The organism is Vibrio sp. B1Z05 (assembly GCF_052955985.1).
Map to the genome: position 1 here is coordinate 1241849 of NZ_CP130463.1, position 23013 is coordinate 1264861.

At 42.9% G+C, this 23013-nt stretch carries 22 protein-coding genes and 1 pseudogene; 16 read left to right on the top strand and 7 right to left on the bottom strand.

Annotated elements, in window-relative coordinates; genetic code table 11:
• Positions 1 to 10: 10 nt before the first annotated feature.
• Positions 11 to 718: a DUF3581 family protein gene (locus QV280_RS05785; protein ID WP_023404206.1), complete on the bottom strand. Its 708-nt coding sequence runs from the start codon at positions 716 to 718 to the stop codon at positions 11 to 13.
• Positions 719 to 1055: 337 nt separating this feature from the next.
• Here QV280_RS05785 and thrS point away from each other — a divergent pair, with 337 nt between their 5' ends.
• From thrS to rplT, 4 genes are all read left to right on the top strand, one after another.
• Positions 1056 to 2984: a threonine--tRNA ligase gene (gene thrS / locus QV280_RS05790; RefSeq protein ID WP_023404205.1), complete on the top strand. Its 1929-nt coding sequence runs from the start codon at positions 1056 to 1058 to the stop codon at positions 2982 to 2984.
• A 3-nt stretch (positions 2985 to 2987) separates the two neighbouring features.
• Complete coding sequence (infC, locus tag QV280_RS05795; protein ID WP_084309116.1) at positions 2988 to 3542, top strand: translation initiation factor IF-3; 555 nt, start codon at positions 2988 to 2990, stop codon at positions 3540 to 3542.
• A gap of 104 nt (positions 3543 to 3646) precedes the next feature.
• Positions 3647 to 3841 (top strand): 50S ribosomal protein L35, encoded by a 195-nt coding sequence (gene rpmI, locus QV280_RS05800; protein ID WP_021713176.1) that lies wholly within the window; start codon positions 3647 to 3649, stop codon positions 3839 to 3841.
• 41 nt (positions 3842 to 3882) lie between these two features.
• On the top strand, positions 3883 to 4236 hold the full coding sequence (gene rplT, locus QV280_RS05805; protein ID WP_021713177.1) for a 50S ribosomal protein L20: 354 nt from the start codon (positions 3883 to 3885) through the stop codon (positions 4234 to 4236).
• 66 nt (positions 4237 to 4302) lie between these two features.
• Here rplT and QV280_RS05810 read toward each other — a convergent pair whose 3' ends face one another.
• Positions 4303 to 5226 (bottom strand): LysR family transcriptional regulator, encoded by a 924-nt coding sequence (locus QV280_RS05810; protein ID WP_152821059.1) that lies wholly within the window; start codon positions 5224 to 5226, stop codon positions 4303 to 4305.
• 34 nt (positions 5227 to 5260) lie between these two features.
• Positions 5261 to 5743, bottom strand: a complete 483-nt coding sequence (locus QV280_RS05815) for a GNAT family N-acetyltransferase (protein WP_152821057.1) — start codon at positions 5741 to 5743, stop codon at positions 5261 to 5263.
• 222 nt (positions 5744 to 5965) lie between these two features.
• On the opposite strand from QV280_RS05815, the gene QV280_RS05820 reads away from it, so the two are divergent.
• Positions 5966 to 6805, top strand: a complete 840-nt coding sequence (locus tag QV280_RS05820; protein ID WP_152821055.1) for a sulfurtransferase — start codon at positions 5966 to 5968, stop codon at positions 6803 to 6805.
• Positions 6806 to 7214: 409 nt separating this feature from the next.
• Positions 7215 to 8219: a S66 family peptidase gene (locus QV280_RS05825; RefSeq protein WP_367869583.1), complete on the top strand. Its 1005-nt coding sequence runs from the start codon at positions 7215 to 7217 to the stop codon at positions 8217 to 8219.
• A gap of 168 nt (positions 8220 to 8387) precedes the next feature.
• On the opposite strand, the pseudogene QV280_RS05830 reads toward QV280_RS05825, so the two are convergent.
• Positions 8388 to 9410: pseudogene (locus QV280_RS05830) on the bottom strand (IS110 family transposase).
• 164 nt (positions 9411 to 9574) lie between these two features.
• Between QV280_RS05830 and QV280_RS05835 the strand changes: the two are divergent.
• Entirely contained in the window at positions 9575 to 10054 is a 480-nt protein-coding gene (locus QV280_RS05835) for a hypothetical protein (protein WP_152821053.1), read from the top strand.
• A gap of 922 nt (positions 10055 to 10976) precedes the next feature.
• Positions 10977 to 11828, top strand: a complete 852-nt coding sequence (locus QV280_RS05840) for a fructose 1,6-bisphosphatase (RefSeq protein ID WP_172972816.1) — start codon at positions 10977 to 10979, stop codon at positions 11826 to 11828.
• Positions 11829 to 12139: 311 nt separating this feature from the next.
• Here the strand turns inward: QV280_RS05840 and QV280_RS05845 are convergent, their stop codons facing one another.
• Entirely contained in the window at positions 12140 to 13213 is a 1074-nt protein-coding gene (locus QV280_RS05845) for a PQQ-dependent sugar dehydrogenase (protein ID WP_367869593.1), read from the bottom strand.
• A 465-nt stretch (positions 13214 to 13678) separates the two neighbouring features.
• Here QV280_RS05845 and pheS point away from each other — a divergent pair, with 465 nt between their 5' ends.
• The 4 genes from pheS to QV280_RS05865 all read left to right on the top strand — a co-directional run bounded on the left by pheS (position 13679) and on the right by QV280_RS05865 (position 18775).
• Complete coding sequence (gene pheS, locus QV280_RS05850) at positions 13679 to 14662, top strand: phenylalanine--tRNA ligase subunit alpha (protein WP_021713187.1); 984 nt, start codon at positions 13679 to 13681, stop codon at positions 14660 to 14662.
• Positions 14663 to 14679: 17 nt separating this feature from the next.
• Positions 14680 to 17067, top strand: coding sequence for a phenylalanine--tRNA ligase subunit beta (gene pheT / locus QV280_RS05855; RefSeq protein WP_152821051.1), 2388 nt, complete (start codon positions 14680 to 14682; stop codon positions 17065 to 17067).
• Positions 17068 to 17199: 132 nt separating this feature from the next.
• A complete protein-coding gene (locus QV280_RS05860; protein WP_152821049.1) occupies positions 17200 to 18495 on the top strand; it encodes a DEAD/DEAH box helicase in 1296 nt (431 codons plus the stop codon).
• A gap of 88 nt (positions 18496 to 18583) precedes the next feature.
• Positions 18584 to 18775: a YwbE family protein gene (locus tag QV280_RS05865; protein WP_021713190.1), complete on the top strand. Its 192-nt coding sequence runs from the start codon at positions 18584 to 18586 to the stop codon at positions 18773 to 18775.
• 51 nt (positions 18776 to 18826) lie between these two features.
• On the opposite strand, the gene QV280_RS05870 is transcribed toward QV280_RS05865, so the two are convergent.
• A complete protein-coding gene (locus QV280_RS05870; RefSeq protein ID WP_152821047.1) occupies positions 18827 to 19228 on the bottom strand; it encodes a YkgJ family cysteine cluster protein in 402 nt (133 codons plus the stop codon).
• Positions 19229 to 19411: 183 nt separating this feature from the next.
• Between QV280_RS05870 and QV280_RS05875 the strand changes: the two genes are divergently transcribed.
• The 3 genes from QV280_RS05875 to QV280_RS05885 all read left to right on the top strand — a co-directional run bounded on the left by QV280_RS05875 (position 19412) and on the right by QV280_RS05885 (position 20902).
• Entirely contained in the window at positions 19412 to 19573 is a 162-nt protein-coding gene (locus tag QV280_RS05875; RefSeq protein ID WP_172972815.1) for a hypothetical protein, read from the top strand.
• Positions 19574 to 19791: 218 nt separating this feature from the next.
• Positions 19792 to 20190 (top strand): hypothetical protein, encoded by a 399-nt coding sequence (locus QV280_RS05880; protein ID WP_367869582.1) that lies wholly within the window; start codon positions 19792 to 19794, stop codon positions 20188 to 20190.
• Positions 20191 to 20299: 109 nt separating this feature from the next.
• The gene (locus QV280_RS05885; RefSeq protein ID WP_023404190.1) at positions 20300 to 20902 is read left to right on the top strand and encodes a DUF1294 domain-containing protein; all 603 of its coding nucleotides are present in this window, start codon (positions 20300 to 20302) and stop codon (positions 20900 to 20902) included.
• A 540-nt stretch (positions 20903 to 21442) separates the two neighbouring features.
• Here QV280_RS05885 and QV280_RS05890 read toward each other — a convergent pair.
• A complete protein-coding gene (locus tag QV280_RS05890) occupies positions 21443 to 21706 on the bottom strand; it encodes a hypothetical protein (RefSeq protein WP_152821043.1) in 264 nt (87 codons plus the stop codon).
• A 248-nt stretch (positions 21707 to 21954) separates the two neighbouring features.
• Between QV280_RS05890 and QV280_RS05895 the strand changes: the two genes are divergently transcribed.
• On the top strand, positions 21955 to 23007 hold the full coding sequence (locus QV280_RS05895; protein ID WP_152821041.1) for an HlyD family secretion protein: 1053 nt from the start codon (positions 21955 to 21957) through the stop codon (positions 23005 to 23007).
• The last annotated feature ends 6 nt before the right edge of the window (positions 23008 to 23013 follow it).

A 23013-nucleotide genomic window follows, 5' to 3' on the forward strand; every position in this document is an offset into this window, starting at 1 on the left:
TTAAAGGCTGTTATTTATCAAAGTTGTTCTTGGCTTCGTTAAATTTGTCTACGTAGGCCATCATGTCTTCTTCTACCCATGGGATAAGACCGCTGGCAATCATACGTTTGGTACCAGTACCAATCACTTGTCCTTCGCCTTTAAATTCAAAGTTCAGAGTGACGACACCGCGCTTACCGTTCACATCGAAAGTGGCACTGCTTAAATCAACCGTTGGCTGTTTAATGTCAAAACGACTGAATTCAAGTTTCATGCTTTCATAAATGATAAGAGGGCGCTTAGTGTTGAACATCATTTGCTCTTCTTTCATAAGAGGCACCATGATGTGTGGGAAGTTCATTCCAGAAAATTGCACATAGCCACGAATTACATTTTCGATAAGCTCTTTATCGGTACTGTTATCACCGTGGCGGTTTAGGCTGAGATATTGCTTTTCTTTTGTATCAACAACAGCACTAACTTCTTGGTTTTCATGTTCTACTTTTAGCTTTAAACCATCACCCACCATTCCAGAGAAGGTGAACTCCATGTTTTGGCTAATCCCTTCTTTTTGTAGCAATACAGCAAACAATAGGTCGCCTGGTACACAGAAGCGTTTGTGGTCTTCGTCATGGATAGGATTAAAGTCACCAGCAATGCCTTTGGCAAAATTGCTAGCTTGTTGGCGAGTAAAATAGAACGACGAATCTTCATTTACGAAGTAAGGGGATAAAAACATAATGGTGCTTAAAGTCTTTGTTGTTACCTGTTATTTTTCGAAGTATACCAAAGCGCTCACATTTAATGGTCTATCCAGTGTATCAAATGATGACAATTGCATGAATTTTTCATGAAACGGAAGGGGGAGTAGAGGCCAGACTAGGCTTTTCTATTGTCATTTTGGGGATTTTGGTTACAATACTCCGCTTGTTTGTTAAATGGTATCGTTCACATCAGTATTTGTGAGGGATTTAACAAGCAATTCATTTGGCTCTTGTTTTCTAAGGCATTGAACGCAAGAGATTGACTTAAACATGTGTTGCTTCGTATGTAACACCACTGGAATAGGACTTAAAATGCCTGTAATTACTCTTCCTGACGGCAGTCAGCGTCAATTTGACAACCCTGTATCAACTCTTGATGTCGCAGCTTCTATCGGCCCTGGTCTGGCAAAAGCCACCATTGCAGGTCGTGTGAATGGCGAACGTTTTGATGCGTGCGATCTTATTGAGCAAGATGCAAGCCTAGAAATCATCACTGCAAAAGACGAAGTTGATGGTCTTGAAATTGTGCGCCACTCATGTGCTCACCTTCTTGGTCATGCAATTAAGCAACTTTATCCAGATGCAAAAATGGCTATCGGTCCAACGATCGACAGCGGTTTTTACTACGACATCGATATGGAGCACCACCTTACGCAAGAAGATTTGGATAAAATCGAAAAGCGTATGAAAGAGCTTGCGAAAACTAAGTATCAAGTTGTTAAAAAGAAAGTCAGCTGGCAGGAAGCTCGCGATGCATTTGAAGCTCGCGGAGAAACCTACAAGATTGAAATCTTGGATGAGAACGTTGCAAGAGACGATCGTCCAGGTTTATACCACCACGAAGAATACGTTGACATGTGTCGCGGTCCACACGTACCTCACATGGGCTTCTGTCAGCACTTCACGCTACTTAACGTAGCCGGTGCATACTGGCGTGGTAACAGCGATAACAAGATGCTACAGCGTATCTACGGTACAGCGTTCCACGATAAGAAAGCACTTAAGGCGCACTTAACACGCCTTGAAGAAGCCGCTAAGCGTGACCACCGTAAGATTGGTAAGCATCTAGACTTGTTCCACATGCAGCAAGAAGCACCGGGTATGGTGTTCTGGCATCACAATGGCTGGTCTATTTTCCGTAATCTAGAAGTCTTCATTCGTGAAAAACTGACGGAATACGATTACCAAGAAGTAAAAGGTCCATTAATGATGGATCGCGTTCTTTGGGAACGTTCTGGTCACTGGGACAAATACGCTGATGCGATGTTCACCACTAACTCAGAAAACCGTGAATACGCAATTAAGCCAATGAACTGCCCAGGTCACGTTCAGATCTTTAACCAAGGTCTAAAATCGTACCGTGATCTGCCGCTACGTATGGCTGAGTTTGGCTCATGTCACCGTAACGAACCATCAGGTGCACTGCACGGCATTATGCGCGTACGTGGCTTTACTCAGGATGATGCACACATCTTCTGTACTGAAAGCCAAATTCAAGATGAAGTAATTAGCTGCATCAAGATGGTATACGATACATACCAAACTTTCGGTTTTGACAACATCGTAGTGAAGCTGTCTACACGCCCTGAAAAGCGCGTCGGCTCTGATGAAATCTGGGATGAATCAGAAAAAGCACTAGAGCAAGCTTTGCAATCTATGGACATTTCTTACGAGATCCAAGAGGGTGAAGGTGCGTTCTACGGACCGAAAATTGAATTTACTTTGTATGATTGTCTGGATCGTGCGTGGCAATGTGGTACAGTGCAACTCGATTTCAACTTACCGGGTCGTTTAGGTGCAACTTATGTGGGTGAAAATAACGAACGTTTAGTTCCTGTTATGATTCACCGCGCTATTTTGGGCTCACTTGAGCGTTTCATCGGTATTCTTATCGAAGAATACGCTGGGTTCTTCCCAACGTGGTTGGCACCGGAACAAGCGGTAATTTTGAACATTACTGACAAACAAGCAGAATATGTTCAAGAAATCGCACAAAAAATGCAAAAAAGTGGAATTAGAGCCAAAGCGGACTTGAGAAATGAGAAGATTGGCTTTAAAATCCGCGAACACACTTTAAAACGTGTACCGTACATGTTGGTAGTTGGTGACCAAGAAATGGAAGCTGGCGAAATAGCAGTACGGACTCGTAAGGGCAAGGACCTAGGCAAGTTCAAAGTGGATGATTTTATCTCATACATCCAAGCCGAGGTTTCAAGCCGTAAGCTCAATCTGGAGGAATAAGCTATTAAAGGCGGAAGACGTGGTCAACAACAACCGGCCAAACAAAACCAGCACCGTTTAAACGGTGAGATTCGAAGCGTACGTGAAGTTCGATTAACTGGCGCTGATGGCGAACCAGTAGGTATCGTAACTTACTCAGAAGCACAGGCTGCAGCAGACGAAGCTGGTATGGATCTCGTAGAGATCAGCCCTAACGCCGAGCCACCTGTCTGTCGAGTGATGGATTATGGTAAGTTCCTCTTTGAGAAGAGCAAAGCTCTTAAAGAGCAGAAGAAGAAGCAAAAGCAGATTCAGATTAAGGAAGTAAAATTCCGACCTGGAACTGATATTGGAGACTATCAGGTAAAACTACGCAACCTGACGCGTTTCCTAGAAGACGGCAACAAAGTGAAGGTAACAATTCGCTTCCGTGGCCGCGAAATGGCACACCAAGACATCGGTGTAGACGTTCTGAAGCGATTGAAAGAAGATACAGTAGAATTTGCTGTTGTTGAATCTTTCCCTAGCCGAATTGAAGGTCGTCAGATGATCATGGTGCTAGCCCCTAAGAAGAAGTAATTACAGGCCTACAAGTAATCCAACCTTGCTGCTCCTGAGTGGCAGGGTTTTATTCGCCCTAATTACTATGTTATTAACAACTCAACAATGCGGAGTTATTCATCATGCCTAAGATGAAAACCAACAAAGGTGCTTCTAAGCGTTTCAAGAAAACAGCTGGTGGTATCAAATTTAAGCACGCTGGTAAACGTCACATCTTGACTAAGCGTACTACTAAGAACAAGCGTCAACTACGTCCTAACGCTATCCTTCCAAAATGTGAAGTGGCTGGTGTTATGCGTATGATGCCATACGCTTAATTCTTTTTAGTTTTTAATTCGTTTAGTTTAGGAGAGACATAATGCCTCGCGTAAAACGTGGTGTACAAGCTCGTGCACGTCATAAGAAAGTTCTAAAACAAGCTAAAGGTTACTACGGAGCACGTTCACGTGTATTCCGCGTAGCTTTCCAAGCAGTTACTAAAGCTGGTCAATACGCTTACCGTGACCGTCGTGCTAAAAAGCGCGTGTTCCGTCAGCTATGGATCGCTCGTATCAATGCTGCATCTCGCCAGAATGGTCTATCTTACAGCCGTTTCATCAACGGTCTTAAGAAAGCATCTATCGAGATCGACCGTAAGATCCTTGCGGATATCGCGGTATTCGACAAAGCTGCATTCGCAGTTCTAGTTGAAAAAGCAAAAGCTGCTCTATAATTTTTTAGAACATATAGCTTTATCTAAAGGAGACCTCAGGGTCTCCTTTTTTCTTGCCTGAAATTCCTAGCTGAAAGCCTGTTTTCCAAGCTCAATAGATTTGCACAGTTCGTCCTTTATCAGCGGTAAACAAAGCTCTCTAAACCACTGGTGCTCAGGATCGTTGTTATAGCGAGCGTGCCAAAGCAGGTAATAGTGATGTTCGTCGGTATCAAACGGAACGGGCTTAACCACCAATTCTTTATTAGAAAAACTCGCGGCAATATGTAGGGGAACCGTCATTAAGGTATGAGTGAGAAGCAAGGCTTCCACAGCAGACTCAAAAGAGGGGGCTGTGGCGAATATACTTCTTTGTTGCTCTGCATCTGCAATAAGTCGATCCACTTCTCTTTGCTTATCTACCACACCATTAACCAAAATGTGTTTAGCATCCATATAGCGTTTGGTCGTCATCGACACAGTGGCCAGTGGATGTGACGCTGACATTAGCACCACATACTTATCTCCACCAAGACGCTTACCGTATAGGTTCTCAGGGATCTCTTCTGCCATGGTTGCGACCAGATCAATGCTTCCTTTATGAAGTTCGCTGAGATCTTCATTTTGCCATAGCTGAGTGGTTAAACTTGATAATGGGGATTCTTGTTCCAGTTGCTGACAAATAACAGGCAGCATTTTGGGGGCAATAAAGGCATTGAAGGCGAGGGTAAAGCGACGGGAGATCTCTTTCGGCACAACTTCATCAGGAGAGTAAAGTTTGTTTAACCTTTGTAAAAGTTCAGGCAGCTCTTTTTGCAAATGAATAGCACGTTGACTCAATGAAAATTGATTGCCTTCACGGATCAAAATGGGATCGCCGAAGGCATCTCGAATTTGCAATAATGTTTTACTCATTGCTGACTGGCTAACGTTCAACTCTTGAGCTGACAGCGTCAGGTTGCGGGTTTTCAATAGTGAGTCTAGGGCGATCAATAACTTATAGTTGTGCATCCTTCATCCTTGAACGATTTCTCACTAGTGCGCTCTACAAGGTTTTTAACATCCAAACATCACACATGTTATGGAGCGTACCCTTTAGTGGTTTGGTTAAATGCTCAAAACCGAGCCCTTCATACAAACGCACGGCTGATGTCATATTTGAAAGTGTGTCTAAATAGCATTGAGTGAAGCCTTGCTCTTTAGCAAAGTCTAAACAGTGGTTAGACAGCGCTTTACCCAAGCCGAAACCTCTTGCCCCCTCCAATAAAAAAAGCTTTTTTAGTTCACAAGTTGAAGAGCCTTCTACAAAGGGTGCGACTCCGCAGCCACCCACAACCACACCGTCTTTCAGTGCGACAAAGTAACGACTCTTGTTGTCTAACGTATAATAGCGACTCATATTTTCGACTTCAGGATCTGACGGTCCATAACCTTCACCCACGGCGCCAAACTCTTTCCCAACTTTTTTGATGACTTCTTTGACAGTAGGGTCAAATTCTGGAGTTATGCTGACTATTTTTAACGACATAATGGTTTCCTCATCTTTAGCTTTTAATCACAAGTTACCGTTATTCATCAGCATAGAGAAATGGATAAAAAGACTAATTGGTATGAATTTTTATCAAGTCTAGCAGAAAAATTAGAACTAATATCATGCTTAATGTGGCGATGATACAGAGCTTTGTGCTTGTCACAAGAGTCAGTTTGATAAATACTGAATCGTTAGGGCGCAATATTTTAGGGATATAAAATGAGCAATGTGTTGGTAGATTGTACTTGGTTAAGTAAGCATTTAGGTGACAAAGATTTGGTACTATTAGATGCCTTTATGCTCAATGTTGTGGGCAAAGAACCGATTGAATACTCAGAGTTTGTCACCATTCCCGGCGCATTGCCTTTCGATATAGAAAACGACTTTTGTAACAACGAATCTAGCCAACTGCATGCACTTCCGACAGCGCAACAATTCACTAAAAATGCGCAAAAGTTAGGCATTAATAAGCAAAGTACGATCGTAGTTTTTGATAATCAAGGGATCTACAGCGCCCCCAGAGCATGGTGGACGTTCAAGGTGATGGGTTTTGACAACGTAAAGGTCTTAGATGGTGGACTACCGGCTTGGATAGAACAAGGATACCCAACCAGTCACGCTTATGCCCAGATTGCTAGCTGCGGTGATTTTGTTGCGAACTACGAGTCAAATAAGGTGACCGATTATCAAAGGGTATTAGCCGAACTGAATAATCCTAAACAATTAGTGGTGGATGCCAGAGGTAGTGCGCGGTTTAATGCAGAAGTTGCTGAGCCAAGACCCGGCGTTAGAGCAGGGCGAATCCCTAATTCTGTGAATCTTCCATTTGCCTCTTTGATGGAGGGTAATGGATTTAAATCAAAACAGGCGTTATTACAGTTGTTCTCTGAGATTGGTAGTGAGAATTCTGAGCGCTTAGTGTTTTCCTGTGGCTCAGGGATCACCGCCTGCATTCTTATTTTAGCCGCGCATGAAATTGGCTTATCCAACACTATTTTATACGACGGTTCTTGGGCTGAGTGGGGTTCGAATGAGGCACTTCCGCTAGAAGCGGAGTAGACAAGGAGCCGTATAAAAAAGGCATTGCGTTTGATGGTGCGCATACCAAAAGGAACTCTCCAAGATGGGCAATGAAGCAATTCCAAAGCCATCTGACAAATCCGTCTCGTGGAGCTTTTTTACCTGTTTCATTTGTGACTTTAGAGCATTAATCAATCCATTAGGTAGTATACAAACTCTATATTTTTGCCCTTGACCTCGGCACACAAAGATAGATTTAGTCGTTCGATCAATATCTTTTACCCCTAATGTTTAAGGCTCCCTTTAATCTTAACCCAGAGCCAAATAGGGTGACACCAATTAAATAGCGGTTCCAATAGATATAGGATTTTCGGTTTGATAGCTGTAATAGCCCACAATTTTTGTCCGCTTAAGCGGGCGTTTACTTAATTATGGAGGATTAAATTAAGTGTTATATCCAAAGGCTTTAAATGTAGGTGACAAAATCGGCTTTTTCTCACCGTCTTCACCAGCAACAGTGTTTGCAGAAATCCGATTTGAGCGAGCTAAAGCTTACCTAGCATCAAAGGGGTTTGAGTTAGTCGCAGGCTCTTTAACTGGAAAGTCTGACTCTTATCGTTCTGGTTCAATTCAAGAGCGTGCTAATGAGTTAAATGAACTTATTCGTGACCCAAGTGTTCGTTGTATTATGTCTACGATTGGTGGAAATAATAGCAATGCTCTATTGCCATATATTGATTATGAAACCTTGCGTCATGACCCTAAAATCATCATTGGTTATTCAGACGTCACCGCATTACTAATGGGAATTTATGCCCAAACGGGGTTGGTCACATTTTATGGACCAGCTTTAGTTGCTTCTTTTGGTGAATTTCCACAGCTAGTTGATAATACATTTGAGTCATTCATAGATATACTGTCGTCAACTTCAAGCATTTATTCATATGCTATGCCAAAAGAGTGGACAGATGTTCGTATTAACTGGGATACGCAAGACACAGGTAAACCTACCTACACTAATATATGGGAGTTTATCGGTAAAGGTGTTGTCCAGGGGCGTATTGTGGGTGGTAACTTAAATACAATGGCAGGCATATGGGGAAGCCCATATATGCCACAGATTCGCCAAGGCGATTTGTTATTAATTGAAGACTCACTAAAGGGTATTGAAACGGTAGAGCGCTCTTTTGCGCATTTATTTGCTTGCGGTGTTTTTGACAAAGTAGGCGCAATTATATTAGGCAAGCATGAGTTATTTGACGACAAAGGAACAGGTAGAACTCCACTTGATGTATTACTTGAAGTGTTGAATGGAAAGGAAGTTCCAATCTTTTATGGTTTTGACAGTTGCCATACTCATCCTATGCTTGTAACACCATTAGGCATTCAAGGGAGAATAGACTTTGACAACAATCAATTTACCCTTGAAGAGAAGTGGGTATCAGTAAACTAAGCATTTAAGAGTGATTCTCAACGCTTGGCATTTTTCATTCTATCACTGGGTTCAGTGCTTAAGGTGGTTTGGTTAAGTGTAGTAGTAGCGTTGCTCACACCTTAATGTGGCCACATGGATTCCCCCGGTTGCCAAACATCCGCTAAACTATGTTGCTTAAGTTTCTATTTAAGCAGCATAGTTTTCATATTCCGTTTGATTGTGTAAAAGCGGCCATATAATTCGTGCGTTCTTCGCGGCAAGAGCTACTATCGCACGGTTCATTCCTCTTCGTTCTAGAACGTCTCTACACGACTGATTTATATTATCTTGTTTGTCGCCAAGGTTAGCAATGACGGTCCTAGCCCATGAACTAATAATGTTCGTTGTTATTTGTCGCCGTTTTGGTTATCCGACCTAACCGAGGTTTTCCTCCCGTCGAATATTGCTTTGGTACTAAGCCTAGCCAAGCTGAAAAATTACGGCTTTTATCAAATTGAAAACCATTACCTATAGAAGTGAGTATTGCAGTAGCTGTTTGTGGCCCAATATATCGAAATTTTATCACTCGTTGAACATTAGCGCTGACCTTAGCAAAAAAGTCAAAGACTTGCTCAGTATAGGCGATACGTTGATTCAATTCTCCAAGGTGATGATAAGCCTCGGCAATAACTGTTCTTGCGAGGTGTGGCAGTTAATTTTTTGCGTCTTCAAGCGTTAAGGGAACATGTTTCATTAACGAAGAGCGGCCAACAGGAATGATCAACCTGAATTCAGAGATTAAGGCACGCATGCGATTCATAAGAGCGGTGCGCTCACGAACCCAATGCTCTCTCATGCTATGTACCGATAAGTTGGCTTGTTGCTCGAGGGATTTTACAGGCACAAAGCGGTTGATGGTCGCTGAACAGCTTCGCATATGGCAACAGCATCATTAAGGTCGTTCTTTCCCGTAGTTCGATAAGGAATGACGTATTTAACGGCCATAATACGGGCGTCGTGACCCAGTTTATTGAGTGTTCTTGCCCAATAATGTGCACCACCACACGCTTCAACGCCTATACGCATGAGTGGCATATTTGCTATTGTAGTCAGTAGTTTAGAGCGGGTTACCGACTTATGAAGTATGACTTTACCATTTTGGTCTACAGCATGAATACTAAAGTGGTTTTTAGCTAGGTCGATACCGCAGAAATAAGAATAATCAGACATGGTGCCTCCGATGCATTTAAGTACCACATAACTGTGGTAGATTCTCGGTAGGGGGAATCCATGTCATTCGTTATGTCGCTCTGCATCTGATGAGCCTATCTAGGTTCAACCCCGTGATGTAAACGGGTATAATGGTTGAAAATAAAGAATAATGGAATAAATTGTTGTCTAGTTGGATTTTACAAGACTTTGATATTGGTGATATTTCTTGTCAAATCATTGAGTTTTCAGTTGATAACCATAGCTATGTGATGCTTTTCAACCGAGTTGATGCGACTCGGACTGAAGAGATGATAAGTGAGAAAGCCGAAGAACTTGGCATCGATTATCGAGAAAACAGTTACGAGGTAAAGTTCGATCTTAAAGAAAACTTTGAATCTGATCAGTTTTTTGTAAGGCCGGAAGTTTCTATATCAGTACCAGGAATGCGCGAGTTAGGTCGAATCATTAAAGACTTACTTGAGTTTCACTACAGAAATAGTAATGCTGAAGCTTATGTTTGCGTCGCAGAGAGCACAAAGTTAAAACGTTTCTATGATCGACTTGCCAAACTCTATACAGAAGAGTTAAACTTTGAAGTGAGAATGAACTTAGGAGAGGAGGGTTTAGGTTATGAAATCACAACCCCAAGTTACAAAAGCTAAAGTGGCTAAACTAGAAGCTATGAAAAAGATCAAAGCTGCATATAGTCAAGCTAAGAAAGAGGGTAAAGTTAAATCTTACCAGGTCTCTCCAGCTTAGTTCCAGATAGTTTTAAAAAGCGCCGCTCGAAAGAGCGGCGTTTTTGTATCTATAGTTCAGCGACATACAAGCTCTTTAAAGGGATAAATAAAGCTTAGCTCTGGCCGCTGCGCCACTAAGTTTAGCTAAGCTAATTATTCTAGTACATCATTCGATTGGGGAAATGCAATTGCGCTTGGCGTTGCAATTATCTCTATAGTTGCTCTAGGGTTTCAATCTAGTGCTACCAAAAAACAGTTTGAACTCCAAACTAAACAACTAAAGCCTCAAAACTACATGGAGTATACAAAAAGGTATCAAGAGATCATCCTTAACTTCCCTGAAAGTGTAAATGATCGTGATTTTAGACTGGAGAGTTTGCCCGATGAAGTTCGAGATAAAACAATGAGATATATGCGGGTATATTTTGATCTTTGTTTCGAAGAGTTTGGTTTGCATAAAAGAAACATGATTGATGACGAGACTTGGTCTGTATAGGAGGGGGGTATGAAATTAGCGTTTCCGAAGCCGGCATTTATTCAAGCTTGGGATGTGATCAAGCTAGATATTCATTACAATGAAAGCTTTAACAATTTGGTTGAATATTGTCGCTAAACGAGTGCTAACAACACGCTTTTAGACTGATTCGCAACGCTTGGCTGTTTTGGCCTTATTTAGCTTTTGTGTTTACGACGTAATAAGTAAATGTCGTGGTAGCGTTGCTCACCACTTAAGCGAGCGTTGAGTCTGTCGAGTTCACAATACTTAATGTGTATCAGTGTTATAAAGTTTCATTTATGACAGTATAACATTCCTTATGTCAATTTGGTTTATGGTGACACTAATATGCATGAAATGCAGTTCAAAATTGACGGCAAAAAATTAGAAGATGGTGTTCCTCTTCATACAGCTATCGCCGCACTGGATAACTTCCAAAAGATCGTAGACAAATCTTACATGGGAATTACAGGCGTAAAGAAGTTAAGCCAGAAAGAACGCGAAAAATATTTCATCAAAACCACTGAGATTAAACATGGTTCGTTACTAACCAGCTTTGATATTGTCTTACAAGGTGTACAGCTTGGTTTGCCCTTATTTTCAACGTACGGCCCTCAAAATGTATGGGACGCAACAAAAGATACATTCAATTTTCTAAAAACAGTGTGTGGTGCAGTCCAACGAGGCGATACTCCGACATATCAATTCAACAATGAGGGTGACGCTACAGTTCATATTGGCGATGAGACCCATCATTATCACGGGACTGTAATCAAAATTGGCAAAACAGCTCTTCCTAACTTTCAAGACTTAGCCCATATGGCTGGCGCAAACAAGCTAACCGAAATCTCAGCAGGTAAGGCTAGTTCGCCTGAGAAAGATCTATTTATAGGCGCTGAAGATACAAAAATGTTTGATGTTCCAACCAAGTTAGAACAAGAAATTCGCACAGTGAAATGTGAGGTATTTGACTTTAATAAATTCAAAAATGCCGGAAAATTAGCTGTATCTGAGGCTGGTCAATATATACCAACAGGTGAATTCAACTTCTCTATTTTTGGTAATCAGAGCAATGTTGATTACATATATTCAATGCTAAAGCCAGAAGTTGAGCTCAATTGTCTGATCGAAATTGAATTAAGCCCGTTTGGTGGAGAAGAGATCCATAAACTGCATATCACAGGTATAAAAGACTCATAATAAGCCTTTAAGGCTGATTCGTAAACGCGTGCCGACTCGCTAACGCTCTGACATAGTACACGTTAACTCACAGCTTAAGACTGCGTTGATAGATTTCAAGGAGGAAATTTGAAAGCTTTATCAGTAGTTAAGCCGTGGGGAACAATGATTGCAGATGAAATAAAATCATTGGGATAAGCTATTTCGGGTTTTGAGTAAAGAAAACTAGAAAATTTGTATTAATGCAGGGGAGTACAAAGCAGGCATCAGCGTAATATGCAAAAAGACAAATTTCCTAGAAGGTTTGGGGTTACAAGTTCAAAAATATAAAACTAAGGAACGAGCCTTATGACTTTTCCGCTGTCTGTTGTAACGTACAGATAGTCATCAGGTGAGACCTGTATATCACGAATTCTTTCGCCTAAATCTTCAAACAAGCGCTTCTCTTCAATCAGTTTGTTGCCGTCTATCTTGATAACGTTGATATGAGTGAGCTTTAATGCACCTGCCAGTAATTTCCCATTAAGCTCAGGATAGCGTTTACCTTGATAAAGAATTAACGACGAAGGCGCGATAGAAGGGGTGTAAACCAGTGCTGGTGCGGTGACGCCTTCTTTATATTCTGAATCACCAACGCTAATCGGTCCCCAATATTCTTTACCGTGTGAGGTCTCTGCCCAGCCATAATTATGGCCTTTTTGAATGTGATTAATCTCATCACCGCCACGCGGGCCGTGCTCTATGGCCCATAAGGTATTGGTGTTTTGCGCAAAGGTGATTCCTTGCGGGTTGCGGTGCCCATAGCTCCATATCTCAGATAGCGCTTGTGGGTTTTTTACAAATGGATTATCGGCAGGGACTGAGCCGTCACTGTTCACTCTGAGGATGCTGCCCGCATGCGTCGATAAATCTTGCCCGTTATCTCTTACGCCGCGATCGCCAATACTAAAGTACAGTTTATTGTCTGCATCAAAGGCTATTCGACTGCCAAAATGACGTCCGCTATCAGAATTTGATTGAGTCAGTACAATATCGTTGAAGCCCGTAATAGCGCCATTTTGATAAGTCATAGTCGCAAGTGCTACTCGTGCGCCTTGCTGAGTATTTTGGCTGTAGGTGAGGTAGACCTGAGTCTTGTCTAACGGATTAATCGCAAGGTCGAGCAGGCCGCCTTGGCCTTTGGCATAAACATTACTGGGTGTATATAAAGGCTTAATCGCTTTATTGGTAATGTCGAGCTCGACAATGGCGCCATTACGTTCGCTGATTAACGCCGTATTCGCACTAACAAATTCAATCGACCAAGGGATTTGCAAACCCGTGGCCACAGTTTCAAGACGATAAGAGGCCGAGTGCGGCTCGGCAACCAACGCAAAACTTGCCGTTAGTGAAGAAAAACCGAGTATGGCGCTGCTGATAATCGTGGGTAATGGTGATTTCACTAGGTGTCTCTCCCTGCTAGCGGTGATTTTGACAATGACTGAGTATCCAATACGTCAATTGTGATTATATGCACCTTTTAGAGTATTGGGGTATAGCACATTGATATCATTGAGATATAAATCATTGAACTTCGGCGTTAGCTGCTTGTTTGTTTGTATTTTCATACTTCGCTTAGCTCTTGATCGGATAACAAGTGCAAGAGTTAGATACAAAGCCCAACCTGAGTAAAGTTTAACCACTCATGACAAAAAGTGCGTCACAAACAGAGGAGTGAGTACTTATATCGCGCTGTTCTTGCCGAAGAATTAAGAAATCTTGAATTTCCGCCTATTTACGTTTGGCTTTATGCCTGCCTTTTATTACTATGTGTAACTATTCAAAATACCCTAAATCCCGATGGATACTGCCATTAGGCAGACGAGGAAATAATGCAACATCTACAAGAGATTATTGCTAACGCGACTGCTGCTATCGAAGAAGCGCAATCGTTAGTTGCACTGGATGAAGTGCGTGTTCAATTCCTAGGTAAAAAAGGTGAGCTAACGCTTCAACTTCAAAGCCTAGGTAAATTACCGCCAGAAGAACGCCGTAGCGCGGGTCAAGAGATCAACAAAGCGAAAGGTGCGGTTCAACAAGCAATTGCGGCTCGTAAAGACGGCCTGCAAAAAGCAGAGTTGGAAGCTAAACTGGCTGCTGAAACCATCGATGTGACCCTACCAGGTCGTCGCATTGAAAACGGTGGTCTACACCCAGTAACGCGCACTATCGAGCGTATGGAACAGTTCTTTGGTGAACTGGGTTTTGCAACAGAATCAGGCCCAGAAATCGAAGATGCATTCCATAACTTCGATGCACTGAACATTGCGCAAGATCACCCAGCTCGTACCGATCACGATACTTTCTTCTTCAACCCTGATCTGATGCTACGTACGCACACCTCTGGTGTTCAAATCCGTACTATGGAAAACGGCAAACCACCGTTTCGTTTCATTGCACCAGGCCGTGTATACCGTAACGATTACGACCAAACTCACACGCCAATGTTCCACCAGATTGAAGGTCTATTGGTTGATGAGAACGTAAACTTTGCGCAGTTGAAAGGCATCATCTCTGACTTCCTAGTGGCATTCTTCGAAGAAGAAGTAGAAGTGCGTTTCCGTCCATCTTACTTCCCGTTCACAGAACCTTCTGCTGAAGTGGATGTAAAACGTAAAGACGGCAAATGGTTAGAAGTATTAGGTTGTGGCATGGTTCACCCTAACGTACTTCGCTCTGTAGGCATTGACCCTGAACAGTACCAAGGCTTCGCATTTGGTATGGGCGTTGAGCGCTTAACTATGCTTCGTTACGGCGTAACGGACTTACGTGCGTTCTTCGAAAACGACCTTCGTTTCCTTAAACAGTTCAAGTAATCCAGGGACACAAATAGATGAAATTCAGTGAATCATGGCTTCGTCAGTGGGTTAGCCCTGCGGTTACTACTGACGAACTAACACACCAAATTACAATGGCTGGCTTAGAGGTTGACGACGTTCTTCCTGTAGCGGGCGAATTTACCGGCGTTAAAGTAGGTAAAGTAGTGGAATGTGGTCAGCACCCAGATGCTGACAAATTGCGCGTAACAAAAGTAGATGTTGGCGCAGAAGAACTTCTTGATATCGTATGTGGCGCGCCAAACTGTCGCGAAGGCTTAATTGTTGCTGTGGCAACCGTTGGTGCTGTTCTACCGGGCGATTTCAAAATCAAAAAAGCAAAACTACGTGGTCAACCTTCACACGGCATGCTGTGTTCTTTCACAGAGCTAGGCATTGATGTGGAATCTGACGGCATCATGGAATTACCAGAAACTGCTGTTGTGGGTACGGATTTCCGTGAATTCCTAGATCTTAACGACGTAACGGTTGATGTGGATCTTACAGCAAACCGCGCTGATTGCTTTAGCATTCGTGGTCTTGCTCGTGAAGTGGGCGTACTTAACCGTGAAGCGGTAAAAGAGCCAGAATTCACAGCGGCTTCTGAAAGCATTCAAGACACCGTTGCTATCGAAGTGAAAGCGGCGCACGCATGTCCTCGTTACCTTGGCCGTGTGATCAAAAACGTCAACGTGAAAGCAGCTTCTCCAATTTGGATGCAAGAAGCACTGCGTCGTTGTGGCGTTCGCTCTATCGACCCAATTGTTGATATCACTAACTACGTGATGTTAGAACAAGGCCAACCAATGCACGCGTTCGATCTGAGCAAGATTGAAGGTGGCATTGTGGTTCGTATGGCAGAGCAAGACGAGAAACTGACTCTTCTTGATGGCAACGAAGCAAAATTAAATGCAGATACGCTGATCATTGCCGATCACAAACAAGCTCTTGCTATCGCAGGTATCTTCGGTGGTGAAGGCTCTGGCGTAACTGGCGAAACGACTGACGTACTTCTTGAAAGTGCCTTCTTTGCACCGGATGCGATTCGCGGCCGTGCACGTGCTTACGGTTTGCATACTGATTCTTCAATGCGCTTTGAGCGTGGTGTGGATTTTGAACTGCAACACAAAGCAATGGAACGCGCTACTCAGCTTTTGGTTGAGATCTGTGGCGGTGACGTTGCTCCAATCGCTGGCGTTGAATCAGCGCAAGACTTGCCAAAAGCCAACACCGTTTCTCTACGTCGCACTAAGCTAGACAGCCTACTAGGTCACGCTATCTCTGATGCAGACGTTGTTGAAATTCTAGAACGTCTAGGTTGTACAGTAACGACAACTGAATCAGGTTGGGATGCAGTTGCTCCAACATGGCGTTTTGATATCGCTATCGAAGAAGACTTGGTTGAAGAAGTTGGTCGTATTTTTGGCTACAACAACATTCCAAATCAAGCGCCTTTAGCGGCACTGACAATGAACGATCACAAAGAGGCGAATCAGCCACTAAAACGTGTTCGTGATCTGCTGGTGGACCGTGGCTATCACGAAGCGGTAACGTACAGCTTTGTTGAGCCTGAGCAACAAAAACTGATTGCACCAAGCATTGAGCCTTTAGTGCTGCCGTTCCCAATCTCTGCTGACATGTCAGCAATGCGTGTACAGTTGATCCAAGGTTTGCTAAACACGGTTGTTCACAACCAAAAACGTCAACAGCCACGTGTTCGTTTGTTCGAATCTGGCCTACGCTTTATTCCTGATGCCAATGCTGAAAATGGCATGCGTCAAGAATTCATGCTAGCCGGCGTTCTTGCAGGTTCTCGCAGTGAAGAGCATTGGGACATCGAAACCAACACTGTTGATTTCTTTGATCTTAAAGGCGATTTAGAAGCGGTACTTGAGCTGACTTGCAACGAAAAAGCGTACAGCTTTGCGGCAACTAAGCACCCAGCACTTCACCCAGGTCAAGCTGCGGCTATTATCCTAGACGGTAAAGAAGTAGGCGTTATCGGTACTGTTCACCCAGAACTTGAGCGTAAGTTTGGTCTTAACGGCCGCACTGTTGTATTTGAACTAGAGTGGGATGCAATTGCAACTCGCGTGCTTCCTGAAGCGGTAGCCGTATCTAAGTTCCCTGCAAACCGCCGCGACATCGCGCTAGTTGTTGACGAAGCTGTGGCTTCTGGCGACGTAGTAGCTGCCTGTCTTGCTAACGGTGGCGAGTTAATGACAGATGCGAAACTGTTCGACGTTTACCAAGGTAAAGGCGTTGAAGACGGTAAGAAGAGTTTGGCGATTGCTCTAACTCTGCAATCTGTTGAGCGTACTTTGGAAGAAGCAGACATTGCTGGCGCTGTTGAAGCAACAGTGAGCGCAGTTTCAGAGAAGTTTGGCGCAGTATTACGTGACTAGTTTTATCACTCATGCTGAGTGTGAATAACTGACCGAATGAAATAGGGAGCCTAATGGTTCCCTTTTTTTTATCTATCTTCTGCAAAATACGCTAGAATGCACCCCATTATTTAAGTCTGAGCCAAATTATCTATGACCAATGCCACAACCCCTAACAGCTTTGCTGATCTTGCGTTAATTAAACCTCTTTTAGCTCGCCTAGAAGAGCTGGAGTATCAACAACCTACACCTATTCAAGCGCAAATCATCCCTAGCGTACTAGCGGGTCGTGACGTCATTGCAGGCGCTAATACTGGTTCAGGTAAAACCGCCGCATTTGCACTGCCTATACTGCAAGAGTTGTTCACTAAGCATGATTTGGTGAAATCGAGCCCAAGCAAGGGCAACTATGTCTCGGGTTTGATCTTGGTGCCAACACGAGAGTTGGCAAAACAGGTGGCCGATAACGTTAAGTCTTATGCGGTTCACTTTAACGGTGAGATCAAAACTGTTGCTGTGTTCGGTGGTGTATCAACCAATGCACAAATGCAAACACTGCGCGGTGGCACAGATATCTTGGTGGCAACGCCAGGTCGTTTGCTTGATCTGATCTCTAGTAACGCCATTAAACTGGACAGAGTGAAGACGTTAGTATTGGATGAAGCAGACCGTATGTTGAGCTTAGGCTTTACAGAAGAACTGTCCGACCTATTAGCGAAACTGCCTAAGCAAAAACAAACGCTGTTGTTCTCAGCCACTTTCCCAGAACAAGTGCAGGCGCTTACTCAAGAACTGCTCAATGATCCAGTTGAAGTTCAACTGCAAAGCGATGACGAGAGCACCGTGGTACAGCGCGTATTCAACGTCAACAAAGGCGAGAAAACGGCGGTACTGGCGCACTTGATCAAAAAGCACCAATGGCGACAAGCGTTAGTGTTTGTAAATGCGAAAAACAGTTGTGAGCACTTAGCAGACAAACTGCATAAGCGCGGCATTGAAGCCGACGTATTCCACGGTGACAAAGGCCAAGGCTACCGTACTCGTATCCTTGATGCGTTCAAGTCAGGTGAGATTGAAGTGCTTATCGCAACTGATATTGCAGCCCGCGGTCTAGATATTGAAAAACTGCCAGTGGTTATCAACTTCGACCTGCCAAGAAGCCCTTCCGATTACATGCATCGCATTGGACGTAGTGGTCGTGCCGGTGAAGTGGGCTTGGCTTTATCGCTGATCGATTATGAAGATCTGCATCATTTCAAAGTTATTGAAAAGAAAAACAAAATTCGTCTTGAGCGTGAGCAAGTTGCAGGCTTTGAGGTAGACGAAACCGTAACTCAAGAAATGATTGAAGCCAACAAACCAAAAGCAGCACCAGCAGGTACTGGCAAGAAAAAGCGTAAGAAAAAAGCGCAAGGCGGCTCTGACGATATTTGGTTAAGAAATTCTTAATCAAAATTGATGCGTGTCAGCCCGTTGTATTCAAGTTAACTGGCTGGCACTTTTTTATGATTCATATTGTAGTGATAAGGGCGCAAACATGAGTGGAACTCAACGATCTAACATACGCAAAGGGCTTGAAGTAAACATTGTCCTGAAAAAAGATCAACGCACTGGAACACTGACTTCAGGCGTAGTGAAAGATATTCTGACTAAGTCACCTAACCATCCGCACGGCATTAAGGTTCGCCTAGAAAGTGGCGATGTGGGCCGAGTAAAAGAGATCGTATAAGCGCACGTTTGAGCCTGTCTTAGTAAGGTTTGAACGTTGCAAATATCAGCGTTAGGAATAGCTTGATGGCCGGCTCGAACTCATTAATTTATCAAGCTGCTTCTGCGCTTTGTTTGGGTTACCCAAATCAACAACTTCAATCATTTCACATTCATCTCTGACCATTTCATCGATAAGGCTAGGGTAGTGGCGACAATCTTCGGGTCGGTCGAGGTAAATGCTACACGTATATTTGTCTTTTTCTCCAGCTCTGATTTTTGGTACCAATTCTAAAAATGGGCAACGCTCTAGTTGCTCTCTTGTTTGCGGATCAAACCAGATTTTGCCATCTTTCACATACTCAAATATATCCGGGTTAAATAACTCCCACAGTTCAATTTCTTGTTGTGTGGCCGCTAAATCACCATTGCCATATTTGATGCAACATTTCCCGCATTGGTTACAGTCTTTCATGATGTTTCCGCATGGTGTTTCCGCATAGTATTTCCGTTGAGTCATGATGATGGAGTCAGTCTATCATTAATCATCATGAGCAAAATGAGTAAATCAACAGTGTTTAAGGCAGATTAGTAGCACAATCACCCGTATTATTTCGTTATAATCCTTTCTATTATCTACAATTCAATATGATAGAACATGAGAAAATATTACATTGTGGAAGGTGACACTTCTTCTAAAAAGCAAAAAGTCGCCTACCCAAAAATGGCATTGTGCGAAAAATGCGTAACCGATTTCGCCGTGATTAGTGAAGGCGAGAGAACCTACGAGCCATGTCAAAAATGCGGCGCTGACGATTAGGTGCGGGGTCAAGGTGCGGGGTCAGGTCTTGAAATTTGCACCTATATTTAAGCGACTGCTATTTTAAAAAATGGCGGTTACTTTAAGTAATCCACTCTATCGTAAAAATTATATGCATCAAATCATCTCATCATCTGCACGACATCAAAATGTGTTTGAGGGGGATGATGTAGGGCATGTAAAAGAAATTTTATACTATGAATTTAAAGGACATTACTGTGAAGAAACTATTCCTTGTTATTGCACTTGGCTTTTTTATGGCAGGATGTGCCTCCAAACCAGTTTTAAATATTGAACAAGCTTATGTACCGACGTCACAAACTGGTGAACATGTTTCGAGTGAATCTGTACGTGATGCAATATTTCGCGCAGCAGAGCGCCGCGGCTGGACGCCTAGGGTAATTGAACCTGGCGTGATTATGGCCGATATCTCAGTGCGTTCTCACACGGCTAGAGTCAAGATTGAATATGATGATAGTGAATACAGCATCCATTATGTAAGCAGCCAAAACCTGAATTACAAAAACGGCACTATCCATAGAAACTACAACAACTGGGTGCTAAAACTGTCTCGCAGCATCCAACAAGAACTGGGTGTGAACTCGCAAAAATACTAATTATTTTTGCTAAATTGAGTTAAATTACGCCACTTATTTTATACATCATGAGTGGCGTTTTTTCGTTCTTTGTTGATTGATGTAATGATGGAAATACGGGTATAGGGAAATGATAAAAGGCCAAATAGTCGAGTGGTTTGATGCAAAAGGATATGGTTTTATCGAAATGCCATACAGCGAGCAGAAGGTTTTTGTGCATATTTCTGCACTGAAAAATAGGAATCGACGACCGAAAATAGGGGATGAAGTTACATTTGAAGTCCTCGAAGATAACCGAGGTCGTTTCAATGCTCATAATGTGGCTCGTGTTGGAGGCTCACCTATGTCAACGAGCATGCTGTTTAGCACTATTTATCTTTTTGCAGTAATTATTGCCACTATGCTATTTAACGGGGAAAAGTGGATTATCCTTGCTTATGCATTTATGTCTCTGGTGACTTATTTTATGTATGCGATAGATAAAAGCGCAGCAAAAGAAGGTCGATGGCGAACGTCTGAAAACACACTTCATCTGCTAGCGTTGTTCGGCGGTTGGCCTGGCGCTTTATGCGCACAGACCGAATTTAACCACAAATCGAAGAAACAGCCATTTAAAACGATTTTATGGATCACGGTAATCGTAAATATAGCTGTGTTTGCTTGGACGTTTACTCCTCAAGGGCATGCTGCGATAGGCGAGTTAGTTCGAGGGATAATATCGTTTCTGAGGTAATTGTGGGTAGAACTCAGTATGACTTGGATTTTTTTATTGGGCTAAAGCAGTTGTTGATACCAAAGTTGTTTGTTAGACCGAGAATCACAAGGTTGTGATCGCTCTTTCCTTATGCTTAATTGAGCAGCGTGTATTGCAATTTATTCCCATAAACAAACCACTGTACCGAAAATGCTCAATGACATTCCCCTTTGATCACTTAAGCTTGGACTTAACATCGTAATTTCCATTACCTAACTCAATTCGTTCTTTACTTGAGATGGACGACTTAGGGATTTCTACATAGTACTCATTAATTGGGTAAGGTGTGCTTGAATTTCTAACCGAACCTTTTTCATTAACTTCAACATCGAATATTGCGCCATCATCTAGCGTAACATCCACATGCAACCATCCATCTTCTGGCGTCCATGATTCTAAGAACGTGCGGGGTCAGGTCTTGAAATTTGCAGGTATAGATGATGTTTAATCGTTTATACCTGCACATATTAATCCGCGCACATTTAAAGCATTACGCTTAATGAACTTTACTAACCAAACTCACTCAACTCTCTTACCACGCCTAACCTGATACACCGCGATATTCTTCTCAGTGAGATGCCTTACAACATCAGGGATCGTTTGCATCGGCATTGCCATTTGATAACCGTGCTCAAGATGCACTATCTGATCGGCGCTTTTGTCATTCAAAAACGATGTCAGTACATCCAGAGTTGCGTCTTGTGACGTCTCTTGCGTGTGAGCGACCTCAAAGTAAACAAGATATAAATCGTCGCTATAGTCCTGTGGTGTTCCATTATTCATAGTGCCTCCGGGATAAAGAATTGACTGCTATTCATACCGCAATGGTTGATGTTTTAAACATAAACTATTGCTAGGGGCTGATCTAGAGAATACAAGTGACGAAAAAGCATTTATATGACGTGAGACGTGTTTGTTGACAAGGTATGTGACTGCGATAGAAGTTTATTTCTCAGTATAAAATAATTTTTGTTGCACATGAAACAAAATGGGGTTAATATCGCCTCAAATATTGTTGTAGGTGAAACATTATGATGAATAAAGCGTATCAATGGGCCTTGTATCTTGTGCTTGGTTTAAGTGCAGTTTTTGCTGTGTTTTTGGTGGTGAGTGACAACGTTGCTCCATTTACCACCCAAGCTCAATTACATATCCCGACCAGTCGCATTGCGGCAGAAGTGTCTGCTCCCGTGATTGAATTAGCGGTTGAGAATGGACAGAAAGTGAAGAAAGGGGACTTGCTGGTTCGTTTAGATTCAGCTCGTTATCAACTTGCGTTGACACAGGCTCAAGCCAATTTAGTAGAGGCTGAACAAACCTATCAAGCCAACAAACAGCATCTAAACAGTGCATTAGCTGCGCTTCGTCAGCGTCAGCAAGAGTCGAGCAATGCACTGCGTAAAATAAAGCGTAATGATCGATTAATTGCTCGCAAGCTAATTAGCCAAGAAGCGTATGACGATAGTCATGCCAGTTTAGTCGTTCATCAACAAGCGGTTGAATCGGCGCGTGCACAAGTGGCGCAAATTAAAGCTGAGTTGGTACAAAGCAGTGATAATGGAGCATTGGCCGTTGCTCGCGCTCGTGTTGAATTAGCAAAGTTAGATCTTAAAAAGACCACAATCTTAGCGCCAGTAGATGGCGTGATCAGTAACTTGAATTTAAATTCGGGGACGTATGTGAACGCGGGGACTCCTGTGTTGTTCTTAGTGGACAGAAATCACGCGTGGGTAAATGCGGACTTTAATGAAAAAGGTTTAGCAAAATTAACCAAAGGTACAGATGTACGTTTAGTGTTTGATGCGCTACCGGGTGAGGTTCATAGAGGTGAAATTCAAGGTAAGGAACTTGCAATACATGATGCAAGCAGTGACAACAACGGATTAGCGCGCGTAGTCAATGATGATCACTGGATTCGCGATCAACAAAAAGTGCGTACTCAAGTTTCCCTCTCTGATTTAGACAGTTCGGCACTGTTCTCTGGTTCAAAAGTGAGTGTGATGGTGGTTTCTAACACATCAACTTGGGATTGCCTAGGCAGCACTTGGATGGGATTTTTAGCTCATCTGCGATACCTAGTGTAAGACAAC